Origin of the sequence: Thioalkalivibrio sp. ALE28 (genome assembly GCF_000377425.1) — a bacterium.
Lineage (GTDB): Bacteria > Pseudomonadota > Gammaproteobacteria > Ectothiorhodospirales > Ectothiorhodospiraceae > Thioalkalivibrio.
Window position 1 is genome coordinate 83,069 of sequence record NZ_KB898102.1, and the last position, 23,842, is coordinate 106,910.

At 67.2% G+C, this 23,842-nt stretch carries 20 protein-coding genes and 1 riboswitch; of the genes, 6 read left to right on the forward strand and 14 right to left on the reverse strand.

Annotated elements, in window-relative coordinates; genetic code table 11:
* Positions 1-6: 6 nt before the first annotated feature.
* The 10 genes from cobA to D105_RS0110645 form a co-directional block, all read right to left on the reverse strand.
* Positions 7-861, reverse strand: a complete 855-nt coding sequence (cobA, locus tag D105_RS0110600; protein WP_026280246.1) for a uroporphyrinogen-III C-methyltransferase — start codon at positions 859-861, stop codon at positions 7-9.
* Entirely contained in the window at positions 858-2,150 is a 1,293-nt protein-coding gene (locus D105_RS0110605) for a cobyrinate a,c-diamide synthase (protein ID WP_018875750.1), read from the reverse strand. Before D105_RS0110605 ends, cobA begins: the two co-directional genes overlap by 4 nt.
* Positions 2,147-2,761 (reverse strand): cob(I)yrinic acid a,c-diamide adenosyltransferase, encoded by a 615-nt coding sequence (gene cobO / locus D105_RS0110610; RefSeq protein WP_018875751.1) that lies wholly within the window; start codon positions 2,759-2,761, stop codon positions 2,147-2,149. The genes D105_RS0110605 and cobO overlap by 4 nt, the downstream gene beginning before the upstream one ends.
* 52 nt (positions 2,762-2,813) lie before the next feature.
* Positions 2,814-3,104, reverse strand: coding sequence for a DUF2149 domain-containing protein (locus D105_RS0110615; protein ID WP_018138715.1), 291 nt, complete (start codon positions 3,102-3,104; stop codon positions 2,814-2,816).
* Positions 3,101-3,544 carry a MotA/TolQ/ExbB proton channel family protein gene (locus tag D105_RS0110620; protein WP_018174775.1) on the reverse strand — a complete coding sequence of 148 codons (444 nt, stop codon included), beginning with the start codon at positions 3,542-3,544 and terminating at the stop codon, positions 3,101-3,103. Before D105_RS0110620 ends, D105_RS0110615 begins: the two co-directional genes overlap by 4 nt.
* 137 nt (positions 3,545-3,681) lie before the next feature.
* Positions 3,682-8,220: a cobaltochelatase subunit CobN gene (locus D105_RS0110625; protein ID WP_026280469.1), complete on the reverse strand. Its 4,539-nt coding sequence runs from the start codon at positions 8,218-8,220 to the stop codon at positions 3,682-3,684.
* Between the two features lie 111 nt (positions 8,221-8,331).
* Positions 8,332-8,886 (reverse strand): cob(I)yrinic acid a,c-diamide adenosyltransferase, encoded by a 555-nt coding sequence (locus tag D105_RS0110630; RefSeq protein WP_018866865.1) that lies wholly within the window; start codon positions 8,884-8,886, stop codon positions 8,332-8,334.
* 3 nt (positions 8,887-8,889) lie between these two features.
* Positions 8,890-10,761 carry a TonB-dependent receptor domain-containing protein gene (locus D105_RS0110635; protein WP_018866866.1) on the reverse strand — a complete coding sequence of 624 codons (1,872 nt, stop codon included), beginning with the start codon at positions 10,759-10,761 and terminating at the stop codon, positions 8,890-8,892.
* A 142-nt stretch (positions 10,762-10,903) separates the two neighbouring features.
* A riboswitch (cobalamin riboswitch) is annotated at positions 10,904-11,150 on the reverse strand.
* Positions 11,151-11,237: 87 nt separating this feature from the next.
* Positions 11,238-13,136, reverse strand: coding sequence for a hypothetical protein (locus D105_RS0110640; RefSeq protein ID WP_018878381.1), 1,899 nt, complete (start codon positions 13,134-13,136; stop codon positions 11,238-11,240).
* Positions 13,137-13,267: 131 nt separating this feature from the next.
* Positions 13,268-14,506 carry a cyclopropane-fatty-acyl-phospholipid synthase family protein gene (locus D105_RS0110645; RefSeq protein ID WP_018866868.1) on the reverse strand — a complete coding sequence of 413 codons (1,239 nt, stop codon included), beginning with the start codon at positions 14,504-14,506 and terminating at the stop codon, positions 13,268-13,270.
* A 279-nt stretch (positions 14,507-14,785) separates the two neighbouring features.
* Here D105_RS0110645 and fnr point away from each other — a divergent pair, with 279 nt between their 5' ends.
* The 3 genes from fnr (at position 14,786) to D105_RS0110660 (ending at position 16,671) form a co-directional block, all read left to right on the forward strand.
* Positions 14,786-15,520 (forward strand): fumarate/nitrate reduction transcriptional regulator Fnr, encoded by a 735-nt coding sequence (gene fnr, locus D105_RS0110650; RefSeq protein WP_018866869.1) that lies wholly within the window; start codon positions 14,786-14,788, stop codon positions 15,518-15,520.
* Positions 15,513-16,004, forward strand: a complete 492-nt coding sequence (locus D105_RS0110655; RefSeq protein ID WP_018878382.1) for a DUF2390 domain-containing protein — start codon at positions 15,513-15,515, stop codon at positions 16,002-16,004. The genes fnr and D105_RS0110655 overlap by 8 nt, the downstream gene beginning before the upstream one ends.
* A gap of 97 nt (positions 16,005-16,101) precedes the next feature.
* Complete coding sequence (locus D105_RS0110660; protein WP_018866871.1) at positions 16,102-16,671, forward strand: DUF2058 domain-containing protein; 570 nt, start codon at positions 16,102-16,104, stop codon at positions 16,669-16,671.
* 40 nt (positions 16,672-16,711) lie between these two features.
* Here D105_RS0110660 and D105_RS0110665 read toward each other — a convergent pair whose 3' ends face one another.
* The 4 genes from D105_RS0110665 to apbC all read right to left on the reverse strand — a co-directional run bounded on the left by D105_RS0110665 (position 16,712) and on the right by apbC (position 19,681).
* Complete coding sequence (locus D105_RS0110665; RefSeq protein WP_018878383.1) at positions 16,712-16,933, reverse strand: hypothetical protein; 222 nt, start codon at positions 16,931-16,933, stop codon at positions 16,712-16,714.
* Positions 16,934-17,057: 124 nt separating this feature from the next.
* Positions 17,058-17,963, reverse strand: a complete 906-nt coding sequence (locus tag D105_RS0110670; protein ID WP_018878384.1) for a carbamate kinase — start codon at positions 17,961-17,963, stop codon at positions 17,058-17,060.
* A gap of 28 nt (positions 17,964-17,991) precedes the next feature.
* On the reverse strand, positions 17,992-18,558 hold the full coding sequence (gene dcd, locus D105_RS0110675; RefSeq protein ID WP_018866874.1) for a dCTP deaminase: 567 nt from the start codon (positions 18,556-18,558) through the stop codon (positions 17,992-17,994).
* A 31-nt stretch (positions 18,559-18,589) separates the two neighbouring features.
* The gene (gene apbC, locus D105_RS0110680; RefSeq protein WP_018866875.1) at positions 18,590-19,681 is read right to left on the reverse strand and encodes an iron-sulfur cluster carrier protein ApbC; all 1,092 of its coding nucleotides are present in this window, start codon (positions 19,679-19,681) and stop codon (positions 18,590-18,592) included.
* A gap of 459 nt (positions 19,682-20,140) precedes the next feature.
* On the opposite strand from apbC, the gene metG reads away from it, so the two are divergent.
* The 3 genes from metG (at position 20,141) to D105_RS0110695 (ending at position 23,615) form a co-directional block, all read left to right on the forward strand.
* The gene (metG, locus tag D105_RS0110685) at positions 20,141-22,189 is read left to right on the forward strand and encodes a methionine--tRNA ligase (RefSeq protein WP_018878385.1); all 2,049 of its coding nucleotides are present in this window, start codon (positions 20,141-20,143) and stop codon (positions 22,187-22,189) included.
* A 101-nt stretch (positions 22,190-22,290) separates the two neighbouring features.
* Positions 22,291-22,911, forward strand: a complete 621-nt coding sequence (mtnB, locus tag D105_RS0110690) for a methylthioribulose 1-phosphate dehydratase (RefSeq protein ID WP_018866877.1) — start codon at positions 22,291-22,293, stop codon at positions 22,909-22,911.
* Positions 22,908-23,615 (forward strand): hypothetical protein, encoded by a 708-nt coding sequence (locus D105_RS0110695; protein WP_018878386.1) that lies wholly within the window; start codon positions 22,908-22,910, stop codon positions 23,613-23,615. Before mtnB ends, D105_RS0110695 begins: the two co-directional genes overlap by 4 nt.
* Positions 23,616-23,842 lie beyond the last annotated feature (227 nt).

A 23,842-nucleotide genomic window follows, 5' to 3' on the forward strand; every position in this document is an offset into this window, starting at 1 on the left:
TTCTGCTCAGCCGGTTTCATGCGTTCCCGGGACGGACTCGGCACCCTGCGTGGCGATCGTCTCGCGCAGGCGCACGACCTCGCCCGCGATCAGCAGCGCCGGCGACTGGATATCCAGATCCGCCACCCGCGCGGGGAGGTCGGCCAGAACGCCTTCGATGACACGCTGGCCCGGGCGCGTCCCCTGTTCGACCAGCGCGGCCGGCATCGCGCCGTCCGCACCCGCCGCCATCATCTCGCCACAGACCTCGGCCAGGGTATGCAGCCCCATGTAGACGACCAGGGTCTGCTGCGGATGCACCAGCGAGGCCCAGTCCAGATTGGTCTCGCCGGCACGCCGGTGGGCGGTCACGAACTGGCAGCGATAGGCGTGATCGCGATGGGTCAGCGGGATCCCTGCATAGGCTGCACAGCCACCGGCTGCGGTAATCCCCGGCACGATGCGCACTGGCACCCCGGCGGCGGCAATCGCGGCGGCCTCCTCGCCGCCCCGCCCGTAGACAAACGGGTCACCCCCCTTCAGGCGCACCACGTAGTGCCCCTCCCGGGCCAGCGCGACCATGCGATCGTTCAGATCGCCCTGATCACAACTGTGCCGCGAGCGCGCCTTGCCCACGTACAGACGCTGCGCCTTGGGGTTTGCCAGATCCAGGATCGCCTGCGGGATCAGGCGGTCGTGCAGCAGGATCTCCGCGTGCTGCATCGCGCTGAGCGCGTCCAGTGTCAGCAGGCCTGGATCGCCCGGCCCCGCGCCCACCAGATCCACGCACCCGGCCCGCCGCTCGCCGCGAAACGGGAGGGTCACCCCAGGGCGCGCACCGGATCCGATCCTGGCCACCTTGTGCTGCCCTGTACCGCTCATGCCTGGAACAGTCGCGCCGTGGCCTGCGGGTTGGAGGGGAACCAGGCATGCAGATAGGTCGCGGTCAGGCGCCCGTCACGATAGATCGCCTCGCCCTGCGACCCCGTCCCGCGCGCACGCCAGCAATGACCATAGGGCTCGAGCCCGACCTCGGAATGGGTGTGATGGAAGGTGTGCCCGCGCAGCTCGCCCTCCGGCAGCGGGGCCGCCTGGAGCCCCAGACCCTGCAGGCGGTCTGCCAGCTGGGCCTTGCCCGGCACCAGCCCGGCCATGGCCGCGGCATGACCCTCGCGATTGGCCAGTTCATCCAGCAGGTAGAGAAAGCCCCCGCACTCCGCCAGGATGGGGCGACCCGCCGCATGATGGGCCTCAAGGTCCGACTTCAGGACAGCATTGGCGGACAGCTGATCCAGATACAACTCGGGGTAGCCACCCGGCAGCCAGACGGCATCGGCCTCTGGTAACCCGTCCCCCGCAAGCGGGGAAAAGAACCGCAGTTCGGCGCCCATCTTCTCCAGCAGGCGCAGGTTGGCCGGATACATGAAAGCAAAAGCCGCATCCCGCGCGATCGCAATGCGCACGCCGGACAGCGCCGCCTCGATCGGCGCAATTGTTTCCGGATCAAAGCGCACCGGCTCCGGGAGCCCTGTCACCCCAGCCTCTTCAATCGCGGCCGCTGCCGCCTCCAGCCGCGCATCCAGATCGGCGATCTCGCCGGCCTGCACCAGCCCCAGGTGACGATCCGGGACACTCAGCGTTTCGTTACGCTGCACGGCACCAAAGAAGCGGATCGCCTCCGGGGTGCAATCCTCCAGCATCCGCGCATGGCCCGGACTGCCCACCCGGTTGGCAATCACGCCCGCGAAGGACAGACCCGGGCGGTAGGTCGACAGGCCATGCACCAGCGCCCCGAATGTCTGGCCCATGCCGCTGGCGTCCACCATGGCCAGGATCGGCAAACCGAAGGCCTGCGCCAGATCCGCCCCGGAGGGATCGCCATCGAACAGCCCCATCGAGCCCTCGACCAGGATCAGATCGGCATCCTGTGCGGCCTCGTACAGCATCGCTCGACAGGCTTCTTCCCCGACCATCCACAGATGCAGGGCGTCGACCGGATGCCCGGATGCCTGTTCCAGGATCATCGGGTCGAGGAAGTCGGGGCCGGTCTTGAACACGCGCACGCGCAAACCCTGGTTGCGGTGGTAACGGGCGATGGCGGCGGTGATCGTGGTCTTGCCCTGCCCCGAGGCCGGGGCCGCCACGAACGCCGCGGGGCAGCTCACACTCACAGCTCGATCCCCTTCTGGGCCTTGATGCCGGCCTGGAAGGCGTGCTTGACCACGCCGATCTCGCTGACGGTGTCGGCCGCCTCGATCAGTGCCTTCGGCGCGGCGCGGCCGGTGGTAATCACGTGCTGCATCGGCGGGCGATTGGCGAGATCCTCCAGCACCTCGTCCACATCCAGGTACTGATATTTCAGCGCGATGTGCAGCTCGTCGAGCAGCACCAGGTCGACGTTCGGGTCGTGCAGCATGTCGCGGGCATGTGCCCAGGCCTCGCGGGCCGCGGCCACATCCTTGTCGCGGTCCTGGGTCTCCCAGGTGTAGCCCTCGCCCATCACGTGGTACTGCACCTTGTCCTGGCCACGGAAGAAGGCCTCCTCGCCGGTGGCGAACTGGCCCTTGATGAACTGCACGATGCCGACGTGCATGCCGTGCCCCAGGGCGCGCGCAACCATGCCGAAGCCGGAGGAGCTCTTGCCCTTGCCGTTTCCGGTCAGGATCAGGAACACGCCCTTTTCTTCCTGGGCCTCGGCGATCTTGCGGTCCACCACTTCCTTCTTGCGCGCCATACGCTGCGCGTGGCGTTCGGCCTTGGCCGCGTCGGTATCGTTGGTCATGTTGATGTACTCCTTGAGTTCATTGCTTGTTCGGGGTGCGCAGGGGGCGGGCCTACTCGCCGATCAGGATCATTCGTCCGGTCTCCGGGTCACGGTAGACCTGGCCCATCGACTCGAAGCCGGAGCCGGCCTCGCCGGCGCCCTCGGGCGGGTCCGGGATCTCGCGCCCGGGTTCGATCTCGGCACCGCCGCTGGCCGGTTCCAGTCCGCTGCCCGAGGCGGCCATCACCACCATCAGGCCGACAGCGAACACGAGCATGATGTCGGCCAGATTGGCCAGTGGGCCCATCGGCTCTTCGTCAGGGGCATCGAAGCGGCTGGCGCGGTAGTGCGGGACCCTCATGCCGCCGCCTCCAGGCGCTCCATCGCGGCGTCATACCAGCGCCGACGGAGGCGTCCAAGCAGGAAGCCGAGGATGCCGACCAGCAGCCCCAGCACCGTGGTGTTGAACGCCACCGTAACGGCCTGGGCCAGGATTTCCAGTTCGCCCCGGCCCATCGCGGCCAGCCCGGGACCCAGCGGAATCAACGTCCCCATCAGCCCGAGCATCGGGCCGATGCGTGCCAGCAGATCCGCGCGGTCGATGCGGCGTCGTGCGCGGTAGGCCAGTCGCTCGGCGTCACCGGTGGCCTCCAGCCGGCGCACTCCGCCGGAACGTTCACCCAGTGCCAGCCCAAGCTCCCACACGGCGACCGCGACCAGCACCAGCAGACCGACGATCACCGGCTCCAGCAGCCAGCGCACCACGGTGTCCATCAGTTCCATCGTGATCGAGAACGGCATTCGCGTTTACCTCATTAACCTTTGTTCAGCGCTTCCCACGTTCTTATGTAGGAGGCCAGCCCTCTGGCCGATGAGCCGCCGGACATACCCCATCGGCCAGAGGGCTGGCCTCCTACAGGAGACATTTCCAGCGGCGGTTATCGCCGTCGGCCGGCGGCGACACCACCGATCAGAAGCAGGAACAGCACGCCGGCGACCAGCCACGGGAGCCAGGGCATGCCCCCCGCCTCGTCGCCAGCCTCCTGCCCGCCGTCGGCCTCGGCCGGTTCGGGGATCTCCGGCATCTCTTGCGCCGCCGGGTCTTCCAGCGGCTGGATCTCGGTGACACGGCTGGGGTCGGCCTCCGCCTGTGCGCGATCGATCTGCGCGGACGCGCGCACGGCCTCGAAGGCCTCGCGCAGTTCGGGCTCCTCCAGGCGCTCGGCCACCTCGTCCAGCATCGGGTGGTCGGGGCGCGTGTGCCCGCTGCCCGGCAGGCCGTGTTCCGCCACCAGTTCGGCAAAGCGTTCGGACAGGGCCTCCAGTACCTCCGGATCGGCCTCCCAGAACCCACGACTGGCGGCCACCAGATGCACGGCCTGCAGGTGGGTCTTCACATGCACGTTGTGGCCGTCGGCGAGGAATTCGTCCACGCCCAGGCCGTGGCGGTCCTGCAGATACACGTCATGCACCTCGTCCCAGACCCAGGAGCGGATGATCTCGGGATTGGTGGCCTGCCAGCCCCACAGGTTGTCGACGAAGTCGCGGGCCATGGTCCGCGCCCCGGCATAGCCGTGGTCCATCAGCGGCTCGATCCACTGCGGGTTCAGGTTCTGCCCCTGCAGCTCGCGCATCAGCGCGCGGCCCAGCGTCTCCACCCGCGGGTCGTCCGGATCGGCGTGCTGCAGCACGCGGTTGTCCGGCACAGCGCCGCGAATACTTTCGACCGCGGTCGAGAGCCCGCCCTGGAAGTCAAAACCGTCGTCGTTGTCCAGCAGGCCGTAGAGGTGCGAGGCGCGCCCGAGATAGGTGCGCCCGACCTGGCCCAGCCGGGCCTCGAAGGCCTCGTGCGCGGAGCCACCGGATTCGTCCGCCCCGTAGGCGTGGCCCATCCGGCGCAGATAGGCCGCGCCCAGTTCGGCTCGGTCCTCCCAGGCCCCGGAACGGTCCGCGAGACGATTGACCCCGGCCCCATAGGCCCCGGGGGCGGTACCGAACACCCGCAGCGCGGCCTGCTGACCCGCCTCGAGGCCATTGAGGCCTGCGGCGCGCAGGGCCTGGGTGTCCTCCACCCATTGGGCGGCCACATCGTTGCGCGCCAGGGGCTCGGTGCCCGGATCGCGCAGGTCTTGCCCCAGCGGGGCCAACGCCGCTTCCAGTGCCTCTTCCAGCTCGGGGTACTCGGCAAGAATGGTCTCGGACGATCCGTCCAGCGCGAGGCGCGCGGCCCGGTCCAGCCACACCAGCTGGTCCTCGTAGAGGTCGCGGAACAGACCGGAGGTGGTAAACAGGGCATCGCGACGTCGATCGCGCCCGGCTTCATCAAGGTCCATGCGCTCCAGCCCCTGGACGATCCCGCGACTGTTCCAGGCCGGACGAATGCCCAGCATGTCCATGCCAAAGGCGATCATCACGCCCTCGTCACGCACAGTATCCGACGCCCAGAGGATGATCGCCTCGCTGCCATCCGCCTCGGGATCACCGTGCTCGCGGGCATCCGCGGCCAGCTCCTGACCGATACCCCAGGCGATACGCGTGGGGACCAGGTCCGCCGCCAGCGCGTGGAAGTTGCGCCCGGTCGGCAATACCTCCGGCGTACGGATCGGGTCGTTGCCCTGCCCTGGCGGCACGAAACGGCCTTCCAGCGCCGCCAGCAGATGCGCGCGCTCGCTCGCCGGGGACCCACGCAGCTTGGCGTCCCAGTCGTCGCCGACCGCGTCGTCACCCGCCATCGACTCGAGCATCGTGTCCACAGCCTCGTCGCTCCAGTCGCGTCCGAACACATGCAGCCCCAGCGGCATCTGGTCTTCCTGCATGTCGGTCAGGTAATGCCCGATCTCGTGGACCAGCAACTCCTCGTCCATCTCCGCCAGCACGGTCGTTGCATGTTCACCATGGCCCTCGTCCGCGTGGTCATGCTCATGGGCGTGTTCGTGCTCTTCATCCCCGTGTTCCCGGTGATGGTCCGCGTCGCGATGTTCGTCGCCGTGTTCGTCTCCGTGGCCTTCGCCATGTCCCGCGTGGTCCTCGTCGTGATGCCCCTCGTGATGATCACCGTGATCATCATGGTGATGCCCGTGATCGTGATGGTGACCCCGCGCCAGTTCACGCTCGATGGTCTCGGTCAGGCCAAGGTCCTCGATACGTTCGCGCAGGGTCTGGACGGCCCGCGAGCGCGTCGCGGCATCCGGCTGCGCGGCGGCCTCGTAGGTCTCCACCAGCTGGCGCAGTTCCAGCAGGCTGTCGTAGAGCTCGGTGGCCGCCAGCGGCGGGGTCAGGTGGCTGATCATCACGCCCATGGCGCGGCGCTTGGCCTGGATGCCCTCACCCACGCCATCGACAATGTAGGGATAGATGATCGGCAGGGCCCCGCCAAGGAGCTCGGGGTAATCATCCGGTGCCAGCCCCGCGCGCCGGCGCGGCAGGAATTCGCGGGTCGAGTGACGGCCCACATAGACCAGCGCATCGGCCTCGAAGTGATCGCGGATCCAGTGGTAGAAGCCGACATACTGGTGGGTCGGCGGGAACGTGGTATTCGCGTGCAGCAGGCGCTCGCTGACCTCCCAGCCGCGCGGCGGCTGCGGGCCGATGAACACATTGCCGAACTCGATCCCCGGGAACAGCATCTCGCCATCGCGGGTCATCGCCTCGCCCGGCGGCTCGCCCCAGCCGGTCAGGCCGGGGATGCCCGTGCGCACCAACGCCTTGCGCAACTGCTCAGTGGTCGCGTGGGCATCTTCTCCCGCCAGCGTGGCCTCCCAGGCCTCCTCGTACTGGGCCAGCAGGTCCAGTGCCCGCTCCTGCGCCGCGTGCGGATAACTCTCGAGCATGTGGCGCAGATCACCAACGCCGCTCTCCAGCGCAGCTTGCGCGATCTCGACCTTGTCGGCGGCCCTGGCGGCCTCCAGGCGTGCCTGCAGATAGCCGATCGGGCCGTCGACCAGTTCGGCCCGGACGGGCTCCGGCAGGCTATCGAAATACGCCTGATACTGGTCGCGATCCAGCGAGGCGACCCGGCCGGCGATCGCGTCCAGCGCGTCCGCCTGTTCCGGCAGGTTCACGGCCCGATCCTGGATCATCTCCAGCAGGGTCTCGGCGTCCTCCGGCACCGCGTCGCCCAGGTCGTACCCGGCAGCCTCGAGGCGCTGCAGGATCTCCAGCAGCGACTCGGGGACATCCAGCTTGTCCGCACCGATGTTCTGGCGACCCGGCGGATGGTTGTAGTAGACCACCGCCACGCGCTTGTCCGCGTTGTCCAGGCGGCGCAGCCGCTGCCAGCTCGCCACCCGATCGGCCAGGGCCTCGACCCGCTCGTCGACCGGCTCGGTCAGGGTCAGGCGCACGCCGGTGCGTTCGTCCTGTTCCGGCGCGCCCGCGGTCGCGAGCACCATCGGCTGGCTCATGCCCTGCAACTCCGGCATGGCCACGTGGTAGTGGACCTTGTCCCAGGGGATGCCCTCGTGCGACAGCCGCCACTGGGTCGCGCTCACATCTGCCAGACGGATGCCCTTGATCACCGGGACATCCAGCTCGCCGAAGGCCTCGGCCACCGCCTCGCGGTTGCCGCCCCCGCCGACCACGAAGTCCTGCAGGCTGACGATACCCGCCAGATCCGCCGGCCCGGCCGCCTCGGCCAGCGTCTCGACCGCCTCGCGGCTGGCCCCGCCCCAGCGCGCCAGCACCGCAAAGCACTGGATGTCTCGCGCCTCCAGGGCTTCGCAGGCTGCGTCCAGCAGCGCGCGGTCTCCCGGCCGGTCACCGGTATCCAGGTCCAGCAACGCCACGGCGGGCCCGTCGTCCAGCTCGAGATCGTCCGGGTCGGGAGTGGAGTTCCCATGCCGGTAATAGCGGATGGTCTCGCGCGGGTCCGGCTCCGGAACTTCGTTCTCGTGCCCGCCGCGCGCGGCCAGCCAGCGCATCAGCCCCTCCATATTCTCCGGTGTACGCCCCTGATAGAACGCGCGCCCGGTCAGCCAGTCCGCCTGTTCGGGGAAACGCTCCCGCTGTTGGGCCAGGTGCACGCGCGGGTCTTCGCCCGGGTCGGGGTTGGCCGCCAGTTCGGTTCGCTTCTCGTCATCGAGACCCACGAGTACGGCCTCGCCGCCGATCCGGGACAGCGCCGTCAGGTGACGCACGCTGTTAATGGCCAGAATCGGGGCCCCCTCGGGCGGCGGGGCCTCCCGCAACAGACGGTCGAGGCGCGCGGCCTGGTCCCCGAAAACAGCCGCAACGAGTATGGCGTCGGCCTCCCGCCACAGCGCCGATACCGCCTCGTCCGACTTGTCCGCGAGTTGCTCCGGTGTCCGCAGGATCACCTCCGCCTGCGGATGAGCCTCCAGGAAGCGATGCGCGCCAGCGGCCACCTCCGCCGCCGAGCGATCGGAGACCACACCCACCACGAGCGGACCCGCATGGGCCGGTACCATTCCGAAAAGGAAAAGCGCGAAAACGCTCAGGATCGTGCAACGAAAACGCATGGAAACTTCCCGATAAACAGGTGCAATAGGGCGCGAGGCGTGTACTCGACACGCCTCGACCGTTGCAATGGGAATGGGACGCCGCCACCGCGGCGCCCCCACGAAGACCCGTCAGCCGCGCTGGTTCGCCGGTTGCCAGAGGACCTCGGTACCGTTTTCGTGACGAGCCAGCACACGGCAGAGCACGAACAGGAGATCCGACAACCGGTTGACATAGGCCAGCGACGCCGGACGCAATGCCTCGTGGTGATTGAGCGCCACCAGACGCCGTTCCGCACGCCGGCAGACGGTGCGCGCAATGTGACAGTCGGCTGTAGCGGGACCCCCACCCGGAAGGATGAACTCCTTCAGGGCGGGCAGATCGGCGTTGAAGGACTCCAGCTCCACGTCCAGCCGCTCCACGGAAGCCTCCGGGAGGGCCTGATGCCCCGGCACTGCCAGTTCCGCTCCGAGATCAAACAACTCGTGCTGCACCAGAGCCAGCGAGCGACGAACCTCTTCGGGCAGGTCGTGGACCAGGACCCGGCCCACGACACTGTTCAGCTCGTCCACGTCGCCAAAGGCCTCGACGCGGTGGCTGTCCTTGTCCACCCGCGAGCCATCGCCCAGCCCGGTCCGGCCTTCGTCGCCGGTACGCGTTGCGATCTTCGACAGTCGATTACCCATGAATCACCTCTGCTGGTAGCGCAGCTTCACGAACGCGGCCCGGCCGGGGTTGTTATAGCCGCCCTGGGTCTCATAATCCCGATCGAAGACGTTGGTCAAGGAGCCCTCGACCGTCCATTCGGGGTTGAGGGCATACGCCGCGCGCAGGTTCATCGTGCCGTAGCCCGAGAGCCGGTTTGGCTCGCCCGAGAAGTCGTATTCATAGGTCCGACTCCGAGCGAGGACCGTACCACCTACGGAGAAATCGCCGATCTGACGATCTAGATCGAAACGGGCCGAAACCGGCGCCCGCCGCGCGAGTTCATCTCCGGAATCCCGGTCCTCCGCGTCCAACAGGGTCAGCGCAACCCGCGAATTCCACGGCCCGAGGGCATGGCCACCCTCGATTTCCAGCCCGCGAATTCGGGCCTCATCAACGTTTTCGCGCATTGGAAAACCCGTTATAAGGCCATCCACACGCGTTTCGAACACTGCCACATCCACATAGGCAAGGCTGGCTGAATACCTGACCCCAAACTCGAAGGTCTCCGACTCTTCCGGATCGAGGTCGGGGTTCCCGCGGAAACTCATCGGGCCGGAAGAAGGCCAGTAAAGATCATTGAAGGTCGGCGCCTTGAAGGCGGTGCCGTAGCTGGCCCGCAGGCGCAGGGCATCGGTGGCCTGCATGCCCCAGGCGATCTGCCCCGTGGTCTTTGCGCCGAACTGCTCGTTGTCGTCGTAACGCAGCGAAGCTTCCAGGTCGTGGTTGCCAAGTTCGGTGCGCAAGACCGAATACACGCCAACGTTGTAACGCGAGTCCTCGTCATAATCGGTGGTGCCATCAACCTGGTCCTCGTAGGCATCCACTCCGGCCACTAGGTCGGTGCGATCCCCAAGTCGGAGATCGTTGCGCCAGGTCAGCTGATTCCGACGCGTATCGAATCGATCGATGCTTCCACCAAGCACGCCGCCTTCCGTCACATCGTCACTCTCATCCCGTGACTGCCCAAGCGTGACTTCCGAGTCCCAGCGGTCGGTTACCGGAATACGAATACCGGCCCGCAGGGCGGCATGAACAAAATCTGTGTAGGCTCGATCGTACGGTCCGAGGATAAGGGAAGTGGCAGGGTCGAACTCGTCTGCGTCATACTCCGAACGACCTTCCGAGTACAAGAAATTCCCGAAAAGTTCGATTCCGCTGTCCAAACGATGACTTACCTTCCCGGACAGCGAGGTGTTTTTGTAACCGTCAGGGTCATCGTCGCCGACGTCGTCCTGCACGTTGATCCCATCGGTCTCGAAGTGGCTAACCGAGAAACTGTAGTTCGTGTTTTCGGTGCCGCCGGCAACGCCGACTCCGGTCTCCCACGTGTCAAAACTTCCGCCTCCGACAAATGCGTTGACCTTCGGCGGTCCTTCTCGACCTTCTCGGGTAAAGATCTGGGTCACGCCGCCAATGGCATCGGACCCATAAATGGAGGTTCGAGGGCCCCGCACGATCTCCACTCGTTCGATCTCCTCCGGCGGCAGGAACCGCCAACTCGCCCCGCCGGTGGTCGCAGAGCCCATGCGAACTCCATCGATCAAAAGCAGGTGGTGATCAGATTCGGTACCCCTCACGCGCACACTCGACTGTTTACCAAATGGGCCGGCACCACTCACCGATACGCCAGCGCGCCCATCTAAAAGATCGGTGAACTGCTGGGGCTGCAGGCGCTCGATCTCTTCGCGGTCGATGATGGTGACCGAAGCAAGCGTCTCGTCGACGGTCTGCGCGATGCGAGAGGCGGTGACCTGGACGGTTTCCAGGGTCTGCGCGTCGTTGGTATTCGGCGTATCCGCCAGAGCGGGACTGGTGGCCAGCAGGATGGCCGTGGAAAGTGCTGTGCGTTTCATGTCGTCCGTGTCTCCCGGCGAGCCGCCCGCACGCCGTTGATTCGTCGGGATCGCCCGAACAGGGGGAGACAGACACGAGGGGGGATCGGCCACAACCGGCAAGCGGCCAGGCTCGATCATCCGCCTCGCATGCCCGCCGCATGCCGCGCGATCATTCCCTGGCCGGTCTCCGGGCTGACGAGCGTTCCGATGCGGCGCCTTCCCGAACGCATGTTCAGTGGCACTGGCCGCGACCATCAGGGACCGTCGGGCGGTCCCTCGCTCGATCACCGTTGCGGGGGCAGCGTCGGAATCGTCCGCGGGCCTCGAAGACCCGCCCGGACTCACCGAACTTCCCGTTTAACCCGCCAGGTCGAGCCTGGCCGGGCACCGGGGAACGCGGCGAACACTACACAATTGGGCGCAAAATTACCAGCCGGGGGAGATTCGATCTCGCACAACCGGAACCGTCGAACCAGGCCCGTCGCGACGGATCATCAGCGGCGGCGCCGCTCCTCGGCGTGGAGATAGCGGGTCCCGCGCTTCAGCAGCAGGCCCCAGGTCTTGTCCTGCAGCATGGCGTCAAACTCGGGCGACCGCTCGGCGCGCAGTGCCACGGGATGCGACTCGTCGCCGGCATGCGTTGCCAGCATGTCCAGGCGCTCGCGGTTGGCGCCGTACTGCTCGACCAGGAAATCGCGCATGGAATCGCTCAAAGGCAGGTGATAGATACGCGTGAGGCGCATCGCCAGCCATTCGGCCATGCGCCCCAGATCCTGGCGGACCTTGCGCACCATGGCCGAGCCCAGACCCGCCTTGGCATCCGCGCTCATGCCCACATACAGCCCCCCAAGATACGCGGCCGGGTTGGCGTAGATGGCGCGCTGGATGCTCGGGTTGGTGAGGTCCACCAGCGGCTCCAGGATCAGGGCCAGTTGGATGCCGATGCGCTTGGCCGTCTCGGCGTCCAGCGCCGCCCCCCCGAAGTAGAACAGGTCGCCCTCACGCTGGATCTTCAACTCCTTAAGGAAGTTGCAGAAGTCGTTGGCCAGCTTCAGCTTCTGGTCATCGGTCAGCTCGATCAGCTCCTCGCTGACCCGGATACCGCGCACACTGCGCTTGAACCAGCGCTTCTCGCCCCGCTTCTCCACCTGGGCGCGGCGCAGGGCCTCCCAGCGCTCCACCGCATTGGCGTAACGGCTCTGCGCCTGCATCAGCTGGTCGCGCGCCTCGCGCAGGTCCTCGACCCGCCGCAGTGCCAGTCCCAGGAGCTGCCCGTCCGGCGAATGTTCCCCCGGTTCCCGATCCTCCAGAGTGCGCAGTGCCTCCAGGACCTGGCGCCCCAGGTCGGTTACGGGCTCGCGCAGAGCCTGCGGATCCAGCCCCGAGGCATCGCTCTGGGACAGCAGAATACCGAGCGAGCGCAGGCGGCTGACCACCCCGGCCTGCGCCACGCGAAAGCGGTTGCCCTGGGATTCCAGTCGGTCCAGGGCGGCCCCGAGCTGCCAGCCACCGGACCATTCGAAGCTCAGGCGCTTGATCTGGCGCCCGTTCACGAGCTCGAACGCGAGCACGAAGATCGCCTGCACATCGTCGAGGGTGCACCGGGCCAGGTCGTCGGCATCGGCGGCGGAAAACAGGCGGTCCAGGAACTGGTCCACGCGGCGCACGCCATCCTCCTGGGTCGGCGCCACGCCGCGCAGCCGATCGCGCAGCAGGTCGGCGACCTCCGGGGCCTCGTGGTGCAGCTTCTCCAGGGCCGCGAGCCGCGAATCCTCGGTCGCGCCCACCAGATCGCCCACGCGCGAGCGCAGGCCCAGGCGGCGATAGATCTCGATCTGCTCCGCGGCAGCCGCCAGGCTGGTATCGCCGGTCATCTCGCGCACCGCGACGGCCACCCCCTCGGGCGAGATATCCACCTCGTGGAGCAGCACCTCGGCCGCCTTGCGCCGGCGCATGTCCGGTGCGAGCTCGCTCATGGCCAGATCACGGGTCACGAACAGCAGGTCCGGCAGCAGGTCGATCGTGTTGCGCAGCTGGTCGCGCGACTGCTCCTGGCGTTTGCCGCGGGTGGCATCGGCAACAAAGCGCGCCACCAGGCCGATCACCCCGAACAGCAGGGTGTAGACGGCGAAGAAGATGAAGTTCTGTGCCGGGGCGGCGTGCCCGAAACCGAGAAAGTACCCGCCCTGCATGGCCAGGAACGTGACCGGTCCCGCCGCCCACAGCAGCTGGAGGAAATTGAGCGACCAGGGGACGCGCCGCGCGGTGGCCGCCACCTCGGTGATGCGGCTGCGGCCGGCCGCCTCGATCAGGACGTTCTCCTGCGACGGCCCGACGGCCTGCGGGTCTTCCTGACCCGGTGCCTCCCTGCGTTTACGAAAGCGACCGAACACGCGCCCCTGCTCCGGAATGGATGGTCACCGCCGGCATGGCCGCAACGTCCCCATTAGTGTAGGGAAAGTACGTTCGGTTCGCGCGCTCCGGGCCCCGTTTTCGCGCCGTTCCCGGCGCATTCGGCCACCCCTCAGGCCGCGTTGCTGCGCCGTGCCTGGGCCTCGCCGGGCGGGATCGAGACCACCTCGGAGGCATCGTCGCGATAGAGGTAGTCGCGCGTCAACGGCACCGCGTCCTGCTGCTTGGCCATCTGCACGTGGAAGACCACCTGTCCCCACCAGCGGAAGGTCCCCTCGCAACTGGCCAGATAGAACTCCCACATGCGGCAGAAGCGCTCGTCAAAGCGCGTCACGGCCTCGGCTCGGACCTTCTGGAAGCGGCGGTACCACTCAGCCAGTGTCTCGGCATAGTGCAGCCGCCAGAACTCGATGTCCGTGGTGTACAGCGGGGTGGGTTCCAGCGCACTCATCACCTCGGACAGCGCCGGGGTGTACCCGCCCGGAAAGATGTATTTGCTGAGCCACGGGTTGGAGGTGCCCGGCGGCTCCTGCCGCCCGATGGTATGCAGCACGGCGATGCCGTCGGGCGTCAGGAGGTCGTGTACCCGCTGGAAGAACGTACCGTAGTTGGGTGTGCCGACATGCTCGAACATGCCGACGCTGACAATCCGGTCGTACTGGTCCTCGTGCTCGCGGTAGTCCTGGTAGAGAAACCGCACCCGGTCCTCCAGCCCGCGTCGCCCGGCCTCCTCCCGGGCCACCCGCAGCTGCTCCCGGGACAGTGTCACGCCGTCGACCTGCACGTCCGCGTGCTCGGCCAGATGGAAGGCCAGGCCGCCCCAGCCGCAACCGATATCAAGGACCCGCATGCCGGGTTCCAGGCGCAGCTTCCTGCGCAGCATCGCGCACTTGGCCTGCTGCGCTTCCTCCAGCGTCATATCGGGCCGCTCGAAGTAGGCACAACTGTAGAACATGCCCTCGTCCAGGAACTGGCGATAAAGCCACTCGTCGACATCATAATGATGGGCGATGTTCTGATAGCAGCGCGCCACCTTGTTGCCCTGCTCGATCAGCGCCCGGAGCATACGCACCGCCGGATTGACACGCTGCTGGAACATCGGCGCGAAGTTGCGCATAGCCACATCCAGGAACACCTGCAGGCCCTCGGGGCCAGGCGACCACATGCCGTTCATGTAGGTCTCGCCCAGCTGGAACCCCGGATCGCGACCGATCTTGCGCAGCGCCGCCCGGTCATGCAGCTGCATCGTGATCTCCGGCGTACCGCTACCGAAACGCTGCTCGCGGCCATCCGGGTGCCGCAGCACAAAGGTCCCGTAGCGCATGTATTGCTCGAGTAACCGCTCGATCATCTTGACCCCTGTCCTTGTCTCGGCGGCCCGTGCGCAACGCGTGGGTTCCAGGCCGTTGCCGCGCCACCCAATGTAAACTGAGTCTAAATATTGTTATCTCGCGTTGTCCATGCCTGATGCCGCGCGCGGTGAAGTGGGCGGCCGGCGCCGCTTCGAGACCCGTAATAACCCCGACCCGAATCACCTGCATTCCACAGGGACAGTAGCGCATTCCCGAGCGTGATGGCAGACCCCGAAAATCCCTTTCCCCAATTCCGAAAAAACGGCTACCCTGCACTCATGACGCTACGACCCACCCAAGCCTGTCAGCACTGCACCCTGCGCCAGCTCTGCCTGCCGGTCGGCCTGCCGCAGGACGAGCTCTGGCAGCTCGACGAGATCGTCCAGCAGCGCCGGCCGATCGCCAAGGGCGCGGCCCTGTTCACCATGGGGGCCAAGTTCGACGCGCTGTATGCGGTCCGCACGGGGGCGCTGAAGACGGTGCTGATCTCCGATGACGGCACTGAACAGATCACGGGCTTTGCCCTGGCCGGCGACCTCCTGGGACTGGACGCGATCCATTCGGGCAAGCACCCGGTGAGTGCCGTGGCCCTGGAATCCACCAGCGTCTGTGCCGTGCCCTACGGGCATGTCGACGACCTCGCCGGGCGCCTGCCCACGTTCCGCCAGCACATGATGAGCGTGATGAGCCAGGAGCTCGCGCAGGACGAAAGCCTGCATGCGCTGCTTGCCCAGCGCACGGCCGAGCAGCGCCTGGCGACATTCCTCGTGGGGCTGTCGGAACGCCAGCGCACTCGCGGCCTGTCCCCCGAGCGGTTCTACCTGCCGATGTCGCGCGCCGACATCGCCAACCACCTGGGCCTGACCCAGGAGACCATCAGCCGACTGTTCACCCAGCTGCGCAACCAGGGCGTAATCAGCCTGCACACCCGCGACCTCGAGATCCTGGAGCCCGAGAGTCTGCGGAACACCGCCGGGGTGACGTTCACCTCCTCCGCCGCGAGCAGTGCCTGAATCCGGAGGCACCCCGGAGGAGCCGTCGACGGGCTTCGAGGCCTTCTGGAGCTTCGCCGGAACCCTCTGGGCCGCCCCCGATGCACGCGCGCGCCTGCTGCGCTGGCAGGAGGACTTCGGGGTGGATGTGATGCTGGCGCTGTTCGCCCTGTGGTACCCCCGACCGCTGACGACCTCTCAGTGGCAACGGCTCGCGCAAACCGCCCGCCGCTGGCAGACCTCAGCCACCGGACGCATCCGCGCCCTGCGCCGCCAGTTGCACACCCCCGAGCGCGACACGCTCTACCGCGCGGTACTCGCGCTCGAACTCCAGAGCGAGCGCCTGGCGGGCCTGCAACTGCTCGCGCAGGCCCGCCAGCTCTCGACGCCGGATAGCCGGTCCCACGCCGTGAACCACCGGCGCCGACTGCACACGCTGTTCCCCGCATTGCCGGAGGCCGAGATCCGCGACGCGCCACACACTCCGGATCGGTGTTCTCAATAGCGTGTCCACGCAGGGACGTACGTAGCGGCATGCCGGCTGCATGCGCTGGCGGTTCCGGCTATCCTCCCCGGCATACAGACCCTACACGGCAGGATTCATGTCCGACGATCTGCGCACCCAGCTCCTGAAGACGGGGCTGGTGGACGAAAAACAGGTTCGCAAGGCCAAGGCGCAAAAGCATCAGGCGCAAAAGGGCAACGCGAAAAAGAAGAAGGACCGCAAGACCGGCCCCGAGCCGGGCGTGGCCGAGGCGCGCAAGGCCGAGCAGGCCGAACGCTCGCGGCAGAAGAACCGCGAACAGCAGGAGCGTGCCGAACGCCGCGCCCGCCACGCGCAGATCCGCGAGCTGGTCAGCACCCACCTGGCGCCGATCCCCACGGGCGATGCCGCGCTGGACTATCACTTTCAGCAGGGGGGGCAGATCCGTCACCTACCGGTGACAGCGGATCTGCAAAAGCGCCTGGCCGACGGGCGCGCCGCGATTGCGGGGCTGGATATCCGGCCGGAGAAGGGCTTCCGGGTCATCCCGCGGGAGACAGCGGACCGCATCCGCGAGCGCGATCCGGAATGGCCGCTGGTGATTCCGGCCGAGGACGATGCGTCGTCCGAGCCCGACCCGGACGACCCCTACAAGGATTACGTCGTTCCCGATGACCTGATGTGGTGAGGGCACGGGGCACGCATGGGCAGGCGCCCCCGCGAGTCCGTCAGTCCGTGGTGCGCTTCACGTCCGCGGCCGGCATGCCGGACTGCTGCGGACGCCGTGCCTCGTCACTGGACATGTCCTGAGGGGTCAGCCCCCCCTCCCCCAGACTCTGGGGTGCACCCGCCGACTCCTCCTCCGGCGCGCCGTTGCCACAGCCCAGTGCCAGCAGGCCGACGGCGGTCAGTCCGATCACCAGGGGGGTCGCTCGCTGAATCTCTCGCATCGCTATCGCTCTCGGGTGTTTTCAGGTCAAAGCGTGCAAGCCCACGGCCCGTCGCGCAAGCGCCGGCGTGAAGATCACGGGCTTGGCACACGCCCTTGAGACCCGCCTGGCTGCGGATTCGCTGTCAGACGGCCCCGACCGGCAGGATGCGGGTCCCGGCCTGGCTGTCCAGGATATCAGCGGCATGCCCCAGCGCACCGATCCCGACCCGGATGCCGCCTTGCGCCGCGCGCCGCGCCGCCTCCATCTTCGGGCCCATGGAACCCGCGGGGTAGGCCGCCGGCTCCACGGCCGTGACCAGCAGGGCCTTCAAGCGCCGAGCGTCCGGCGTGCCCCAGTCCATATAGACGCCGTCGACATCGGTCAGCATCAGCAGCCAGTCGGCCTCGACATGCGCGGCCAGACGGGCGGCCGTCAGGTCCTTGTCGACCACGGCCTCGATGCCCTGCAGGCGCCCGGCCGCGTCGCGCGCGACTGGCACACCCCCACCCCCGGCGCAGATCGCGACAGCGCCACTATCCACCAGGGAGCGTACCGCCTCCATGCCCAGCAGCCGCTGCGGCTCGGGCGAGGCTACCACGCGCCGCCAACCCTCGCCGTCGGGCGCGATATCCCAACCGCGCTCGTCGGCCAGCGCACGAGCACGGGCCTCATCCCAGGTGGGGCCGATGAATTTCTCCGGATGGCCAAAGGCCGGATCGTTGGGGTCGACCTCGGTCTGCGTCAGCAGGCTCGCCACCCGGTCATGCCCCAGTGCGTTGTGCAGCTCGCGCGCCAGGATGTAGCCGATCATGCCGTGGCTCTCGGCGCCGACAACGTCCAGCGGCCAGGCGATGCGATCGCACTCCGCCTGATTGGCCAGCAGGCCAACCTGCGGCCCGTTCCCGTGGGTGACGACCACCTCGTGCTCGCGCGCCACGGCGGCGATCGCCTCGGCGGCCTGTTGCGCGTTGCGCTGCTGGGCCTCGGCCGAGGGGGTCTCGCCACGTTGCAACAGGGCGTTGCCGCCCAGCGCGATCACGATGCGCATGGCGGTCCTCCGGGGGATTTGGTGGGTGTCAGGTCCGCGGCAGGGTGACGCCGCGCTGCCCCTGGTACTTGCCGCCGCGATCCTTGTAGGACGTCTCGCAGACCTCGTCGGACTGCAGGAACAGCATCTGCGCCACACCCTCGTTGGCGTAGATCTTGGCCGGCAACGGCGTGGTGTTGGAGAACTCCAGCGTCACGTGGCCCTCCCACTCGGGCTCCAGCGGGGTCACGTTCACGATGATGCCGCAGCGGGCATAGGTGGACTTGCCCAGGCAGATGGTCAGCACATCGCGCGGGATACGGAAGTACTCCACCGTGTGCGCCAGGGCAAAGGAGTTGGGCGGGATGATGCAGACATCCGACTGCACATCCACGAAGCTGCCCTCGTCGAAGCCCTTGGGATCGACGATGCTGGAATTGATGTTGGTGAAGATCTTGAAATGATCCGAACAGCGAACGTCGTAGCCGTAGCTGGAGGTGCCGTAGGACACGATCCGCTCCTCGTCGCGGTAGCGGATCTGGCCGGGCTCGAAGGGCTCGATCATGCCCTGCGTCTCGGCCATCTCCCGGATCCAGCGGTCCGACTTGATGCTCATTGGCCCTGTCCCTGGTCGGCGGTTCGCCGGATCAGTTGTTCTGAATCACGATATTGGGGAACTTGCTGCTGTAGTCCTTGGACTGCTCCGCCAGCTTGGCGCCGGTGCGCCGCGCGATTTCGCGATAGATCTCGGTAATGCGGCCATCCGGGTCGGCGATCACGGTGGGCTCGCCGCCATCGGCCTGTTCGCGGATGCGGATGTCCAGCGGCAGGGCGCCCAGCATATCCACCCCGTACTCCTCGGCCATGTTCTCCGCCCCGCCCTGGCCGAAGATGTACTCTTCGTTGCCGCACTTCGAGCAGATGTGGATGCTCATATTCTCGATGATGCCCAGCACTGGCACCTCGACCTTCTCGAACATGCGCAGGCCCTTGCGGGCGTCTAGCAGCGCGATGTCCTGCGGCGTGGTCACGATCACCGCGCCGGACACCGGAATCTTCTGCGACAGCGTCAGCTGGATGTCGCCGGTGCCCGGCGGCAGGTCGATGATCAGGTAGTCCAGATCCTTCCAGTTAGTCTCGTTCAGGAGCTGCTCCAGCGCCTGGGTCACCATCGGGCCACGCCAGATCATCGGCGTGTCCTCCTCGATCAGGAAGCCGATGGACATCGCCTGTACGCCGTGGCGCTCCAGCGGCTCCATGCTCTTGCCATCCTTGGACTCCGGGTTGCCCTTGATGCCCAGCATGCGCGGCTGGCTGGGGCCGTAGATGTCCGCATCCAGGATGCCGACCTGCGCGCCCTCGGCCGCCAGGCCCAGCGCCAGATTCACCGCGGTAGTGGACTTGCCCACCCCGCCCTTGCCGGAGGCCACGGCGATGATGTTCTTGATCCCCGCCATCGGCTTGAGGCTCTTTTGCACCGCGTGCGTCGTGACCTTGGTGTTGATGGTCACTTCCGAGGATTCCAGCCCGGCGACACCGGCCAGCGCCCCCTGGATGGCTGCGCGGAGCTCGTCGTGATAGCCGTTCGAGGAGTAGCCCATCTCGATGGCAATGGAGGCGCGCGCGCCCTCCACCTGAATGTCCTTGACCGCGCCGGCGGCCACCAAATCCTGCTCCAGGTACTTGTCCTGAACAGTCTTCAGGGCGTTTTCGATCTGCTCGCGCGAGAGTTCGGCCATGGTGTTCGTTCCATCCAGCAATTGAAGGGTGACCGCGCGATTCTACTGGCACCGGTACGGCACGCCAATGGCAACACGCAGTGCCAGTCCTTTCCCGGGGCCCAAACATGCTCATCCGGCCGGGTGTCAAGCCTTTCGCAACGGCTTTATGCACAAACATGGAGCATACCGGGAAGACAGGCCAAGATAGCCGAACAAACATCCAAATCGCTGCACAATAGTTATGTAACTTTCTGTTTTATCACTTTTCTTCTGGGTTGGTCGATTTTTAACCAATTTGTCATGCGCCCTTGTGTGGCAAGGGGTAGCGACCGATTCCACCGGGTTTCCCACAGACTTATCCACAGCTTCTGTGGACAAGCGGGCCCAGCCCGCGCTGCGCCTCGACAAGCCGCCGGACACACCCGACAATAGCGCCCCTGCACCCGCGGCCCGGCGCCGCCCATCACGAGCCAAGCAATGACCGAAACCCCGCGCAAGATCCTCGTCACCAGCGCCCTGCCCTACGCCAACGGCCCGATCCATCTCGGACACCTGGTGGAATACATCCAGACCGACATCTGGGTGCGGTTCCAGCGTGCGCGGGGCCACGAGGTGATCTATGTCTGCGCGGACGACGCCCACGGCACGCCGATCATGCTCAAGGCCCGTGCCGAGGGCATCGAACCCGAGGAACTGATCGCGCGGGTGCGCCAGGAACACGAGGCCGACTTCAGCGAATTCCTGATCGGCTTTGATCATTACCACTCGACGCATTCCGACGAGAACCGCGAGCTGGCCGGCCAGATCTACAAGGCCCTGCGCGACGCCGGGCACATCGAGACCCGCACCATCGACCAGGCCTATGACCCCGAGGCCGGGATGTTCCTGCCGGATCGCTTCATCAAGGGCACCTGCCCCAAATGCGGCGCGCAGGAGCAGTACGGCGACTCCTGCGAGGCCTGCGGCGCGACCTACAGCCCGATGGACCTGAAAGACGCGGTATCGGCCATCAGCGGCGCGCGCCCGGAGTCACGCGCCTCGGAGCACTACTTCTTCAAGCTGGGCGACTTCGAGGCCTTCCTGCGCGACTGGACCCGCTCCGGCCGTCTGCAGGACGCGATCCGCAACAAACTGGACGAATGGTTCGAGACCGGCCTGAGCGACTGGGACATCTCCCGTGACAAGCCCTACTTCGGTTTCGAGATCCCGGACGCCCCGGGCAAGTACTTCTACGTGTGGCTGGACGCCCCGATTGGCTACATGGCGAGCTTTCGCGCCTTCGCCGAGCAGCAGGGCCTGGACTTCAACGCCTGGTGGGGCGCGGACTCCGACGCCGAGCTGTACCACTTCATCGGCAAGGACATCGCCTACTTCCACACCCTGTTCTGGCCGGCCATGCTGCATGGCGCGGGCTTTCGCACCCCGTCGGCGGTCTTCTGCCACGGCTTCCTGACGGTCAACGGCCAGAAGATGTCCAAGTCGCGCGGGACCTTCATCCGCGCCCGCGACTACCTGGACCACCTGAACCCCGAATCGCTGCGCTACTACCTGGCCGCCAAACTGGGCGACGGGGTCGACGACCTGGACCTGAACCTGGACGACTTCGTGCAGCGCGTGAACTCGGACCTGGTCGGCAAGGTGGTCAACATCGCCAGCCGCTGCGCCGGCTTCATCCACAAGCGCTTCGACGGCCAGCTGGCCGCGGAACTCCCGCGCCCGGACCTGCACGACGCCTTCGTCGCCGAGGGCGAGGCGATCGCGGCGGCATTCGAGCGGCGCGAGTTCGCCCAGGCGATGCGCCGCATCATGGCGCTGGCGGATCAGGCCAACCAGTACATCGACGAGGCCCAGCCCTGGGTGCTGGCCAAGCAGGAAGGTCGCGAGGCCGAGGTGCAGGCCATCAACACCCAGGGGCTGGACCTGTTCCGCATCCTGATTGTCTATCTCGCCCCGGTGCTGCCGAAGCTGGCGGCCGACGCCGCCGCGTTCCTGAACCTGGACGACACCCGCTGGGCGAACCGCGAACCCCTGATCGGACGTTCCATCCAGAAGTTCAAGCCGCTGATGACGCGCATCGAGCCGGAGACCATCGAAAAGCTGCTGGAGGCCTCGAAGGCCACTCTGGCCGCCCGCGAGACCGCCAGCCCCGACAACGCGGCCCCTGAACAGGCCACGGAGGCGAACGTGGACCCGATTGCCGAGACCATCGACTTCGATACCTTTGCCCGGGTCGATCTGCGTATCGCCCGCATCGCCAATGCCGAGCACGTGGACGGCGCCGACAAACTCCTGAAACTCACCCTGGATATCGGTTCCGAGACGCGCCAGGTATTCGCCGGCATCAAGTCCGCCTACGCCCCGGAGGACCTGATCGGCCGGTATACCGTGATGGTCGCCAACCTGGCCCCGCGCAAGATGCGCTTCGGCGTCTCCGAGGGCATGGTGCTGGCCGCCGGCCCGGGTGGGTCGGAGCTCTACATCCTGAACCCGGATGACGGGGCCCGCCCCGGCATGCGCGTCAAGTGATGCCCACCGCAACCGACGAGAACGGCATGGAACGCGCGCGGCCCATGGATTTGCACCCGAGCCTCGCGTAAGCTGCCGCTCTTTTGTCGACACCCGGACGCATGGAACAAAGCCCCGAATTCAAAGCGCAGGTTCGCCTGCTGGCCGAAGCCGGACGCGAACTCGCGGACCGCGGCTGGCTCCCCGCGCGCACCGGGCACTTCTCCGCGCGTCTGGACGACCGGCATATCGTGATTACCGCCCCGGGGCGCAGCAAGGACCTGCTGGACGCCCACGACTTCATGGTGGTGGATCTCGAAGGGCATCGGGTCACCGGCAGCGGCGAACCCGGCCCCGAGACCTTCCTGCACATCATCATGTACCGCCGCGACGCGCAGCTCGGCGCCGTCCTGCATACGCACAGCGTGCAGGGTACCGTGCTGTCGCGGCAGGTCACGGGCTCACTGCTGCTGCGCGACTACGAGGCCCTGCGCGAACTCCCCGGCTGCGAACACCCCGCGCGCGGCATCCGCATCCCGGTGTTCGCCAACGAGCCGGACATGCAGCAGCTGGCCGCCCGGGTCGACGCCGCCATGGACCGCGACCCGGCACTTGCCGGTTACCTGATCGGTGGTCACGGGCTCTACACCTGGGGCGAGACGGTGGAACGGGCCATGCAGCGCACCGAGGCCTTCGAGTTCATGTTCGAATGCGAAACGCTGGCCCGCCAGCTACCCCTATGACCCCGACCTCCGCTCACCCCGCCCCCCAGGCCGTCATCCTGGCCTTCGAGGGGGTCCTCGCCCCGTCCGGCGTGCTGCGCGATACGCTGGAACCGCACGCCCTCGAGGCGCTGCCGGACTTCCTCGAGCGTCACGCCGAGTCCACCGCGGTCCAGCGGACGCTGACGGACATCCTCGCCTACTCCGGGCGCGAGCTGGACGTGGACGGGCTGCTGTCCCAGATCCGCGCGTGGATCCGGGGCGGGCAGGACATCACGCCGGTGCGCCAGCTCCAGGGGATGGTCTGGGCCGATGCGCTGGAGGCCGGGGCCCTGCAGCCACAACTCTCCCGGGAAACCGCCGCGACGCTGGACCGGCTGCACCGCAGCGGAGTGGCCCTGTACAGCTTCGGCGCGACCCCGGCACCGGTACAGCGCGACTGGCTGCGCCACGGCCCGCACCCGGAGGTCGAACAACACCTGACCGGACTGTTCGACACCCGCATCGGTGGCCGCCGCGATGCCGGCAGCTACCGTCGTCTCGCGGAGGAGATCGGCCTGACGCCGGAGACCGTGCTGGTGCTGTCCACCCGCCGTGACGAGCTGGACGCCGCCCACCAGGCCTGGCTGCTGACCGCTCGCCCGGCCGCGGACCCCCAGGCCGAGGACGACCATCCGGTGCGGCCCTTGACCTCGCTCATCTCCGACACCGCCGACGGGCGCTAATCTGACTCGACATTCCCGGCCTCGGCCACGCGCCGGACTAGGGAGACGCTGATTGAATCGCACGTCCGCGTTGGTGCCCCCTGTTTTCCGAGACAAGGCGCGTCGTGTAGCGGGTAGTGGTTCTACCCGCAAGCGGCGCAACGCAGGATCGGGGAACAGGGGGCACCAACCCCACAAGCTATTGAAAGCAGGGGCTCGGCCGCTTTTGCGCGGGAACGGCGTTGCGG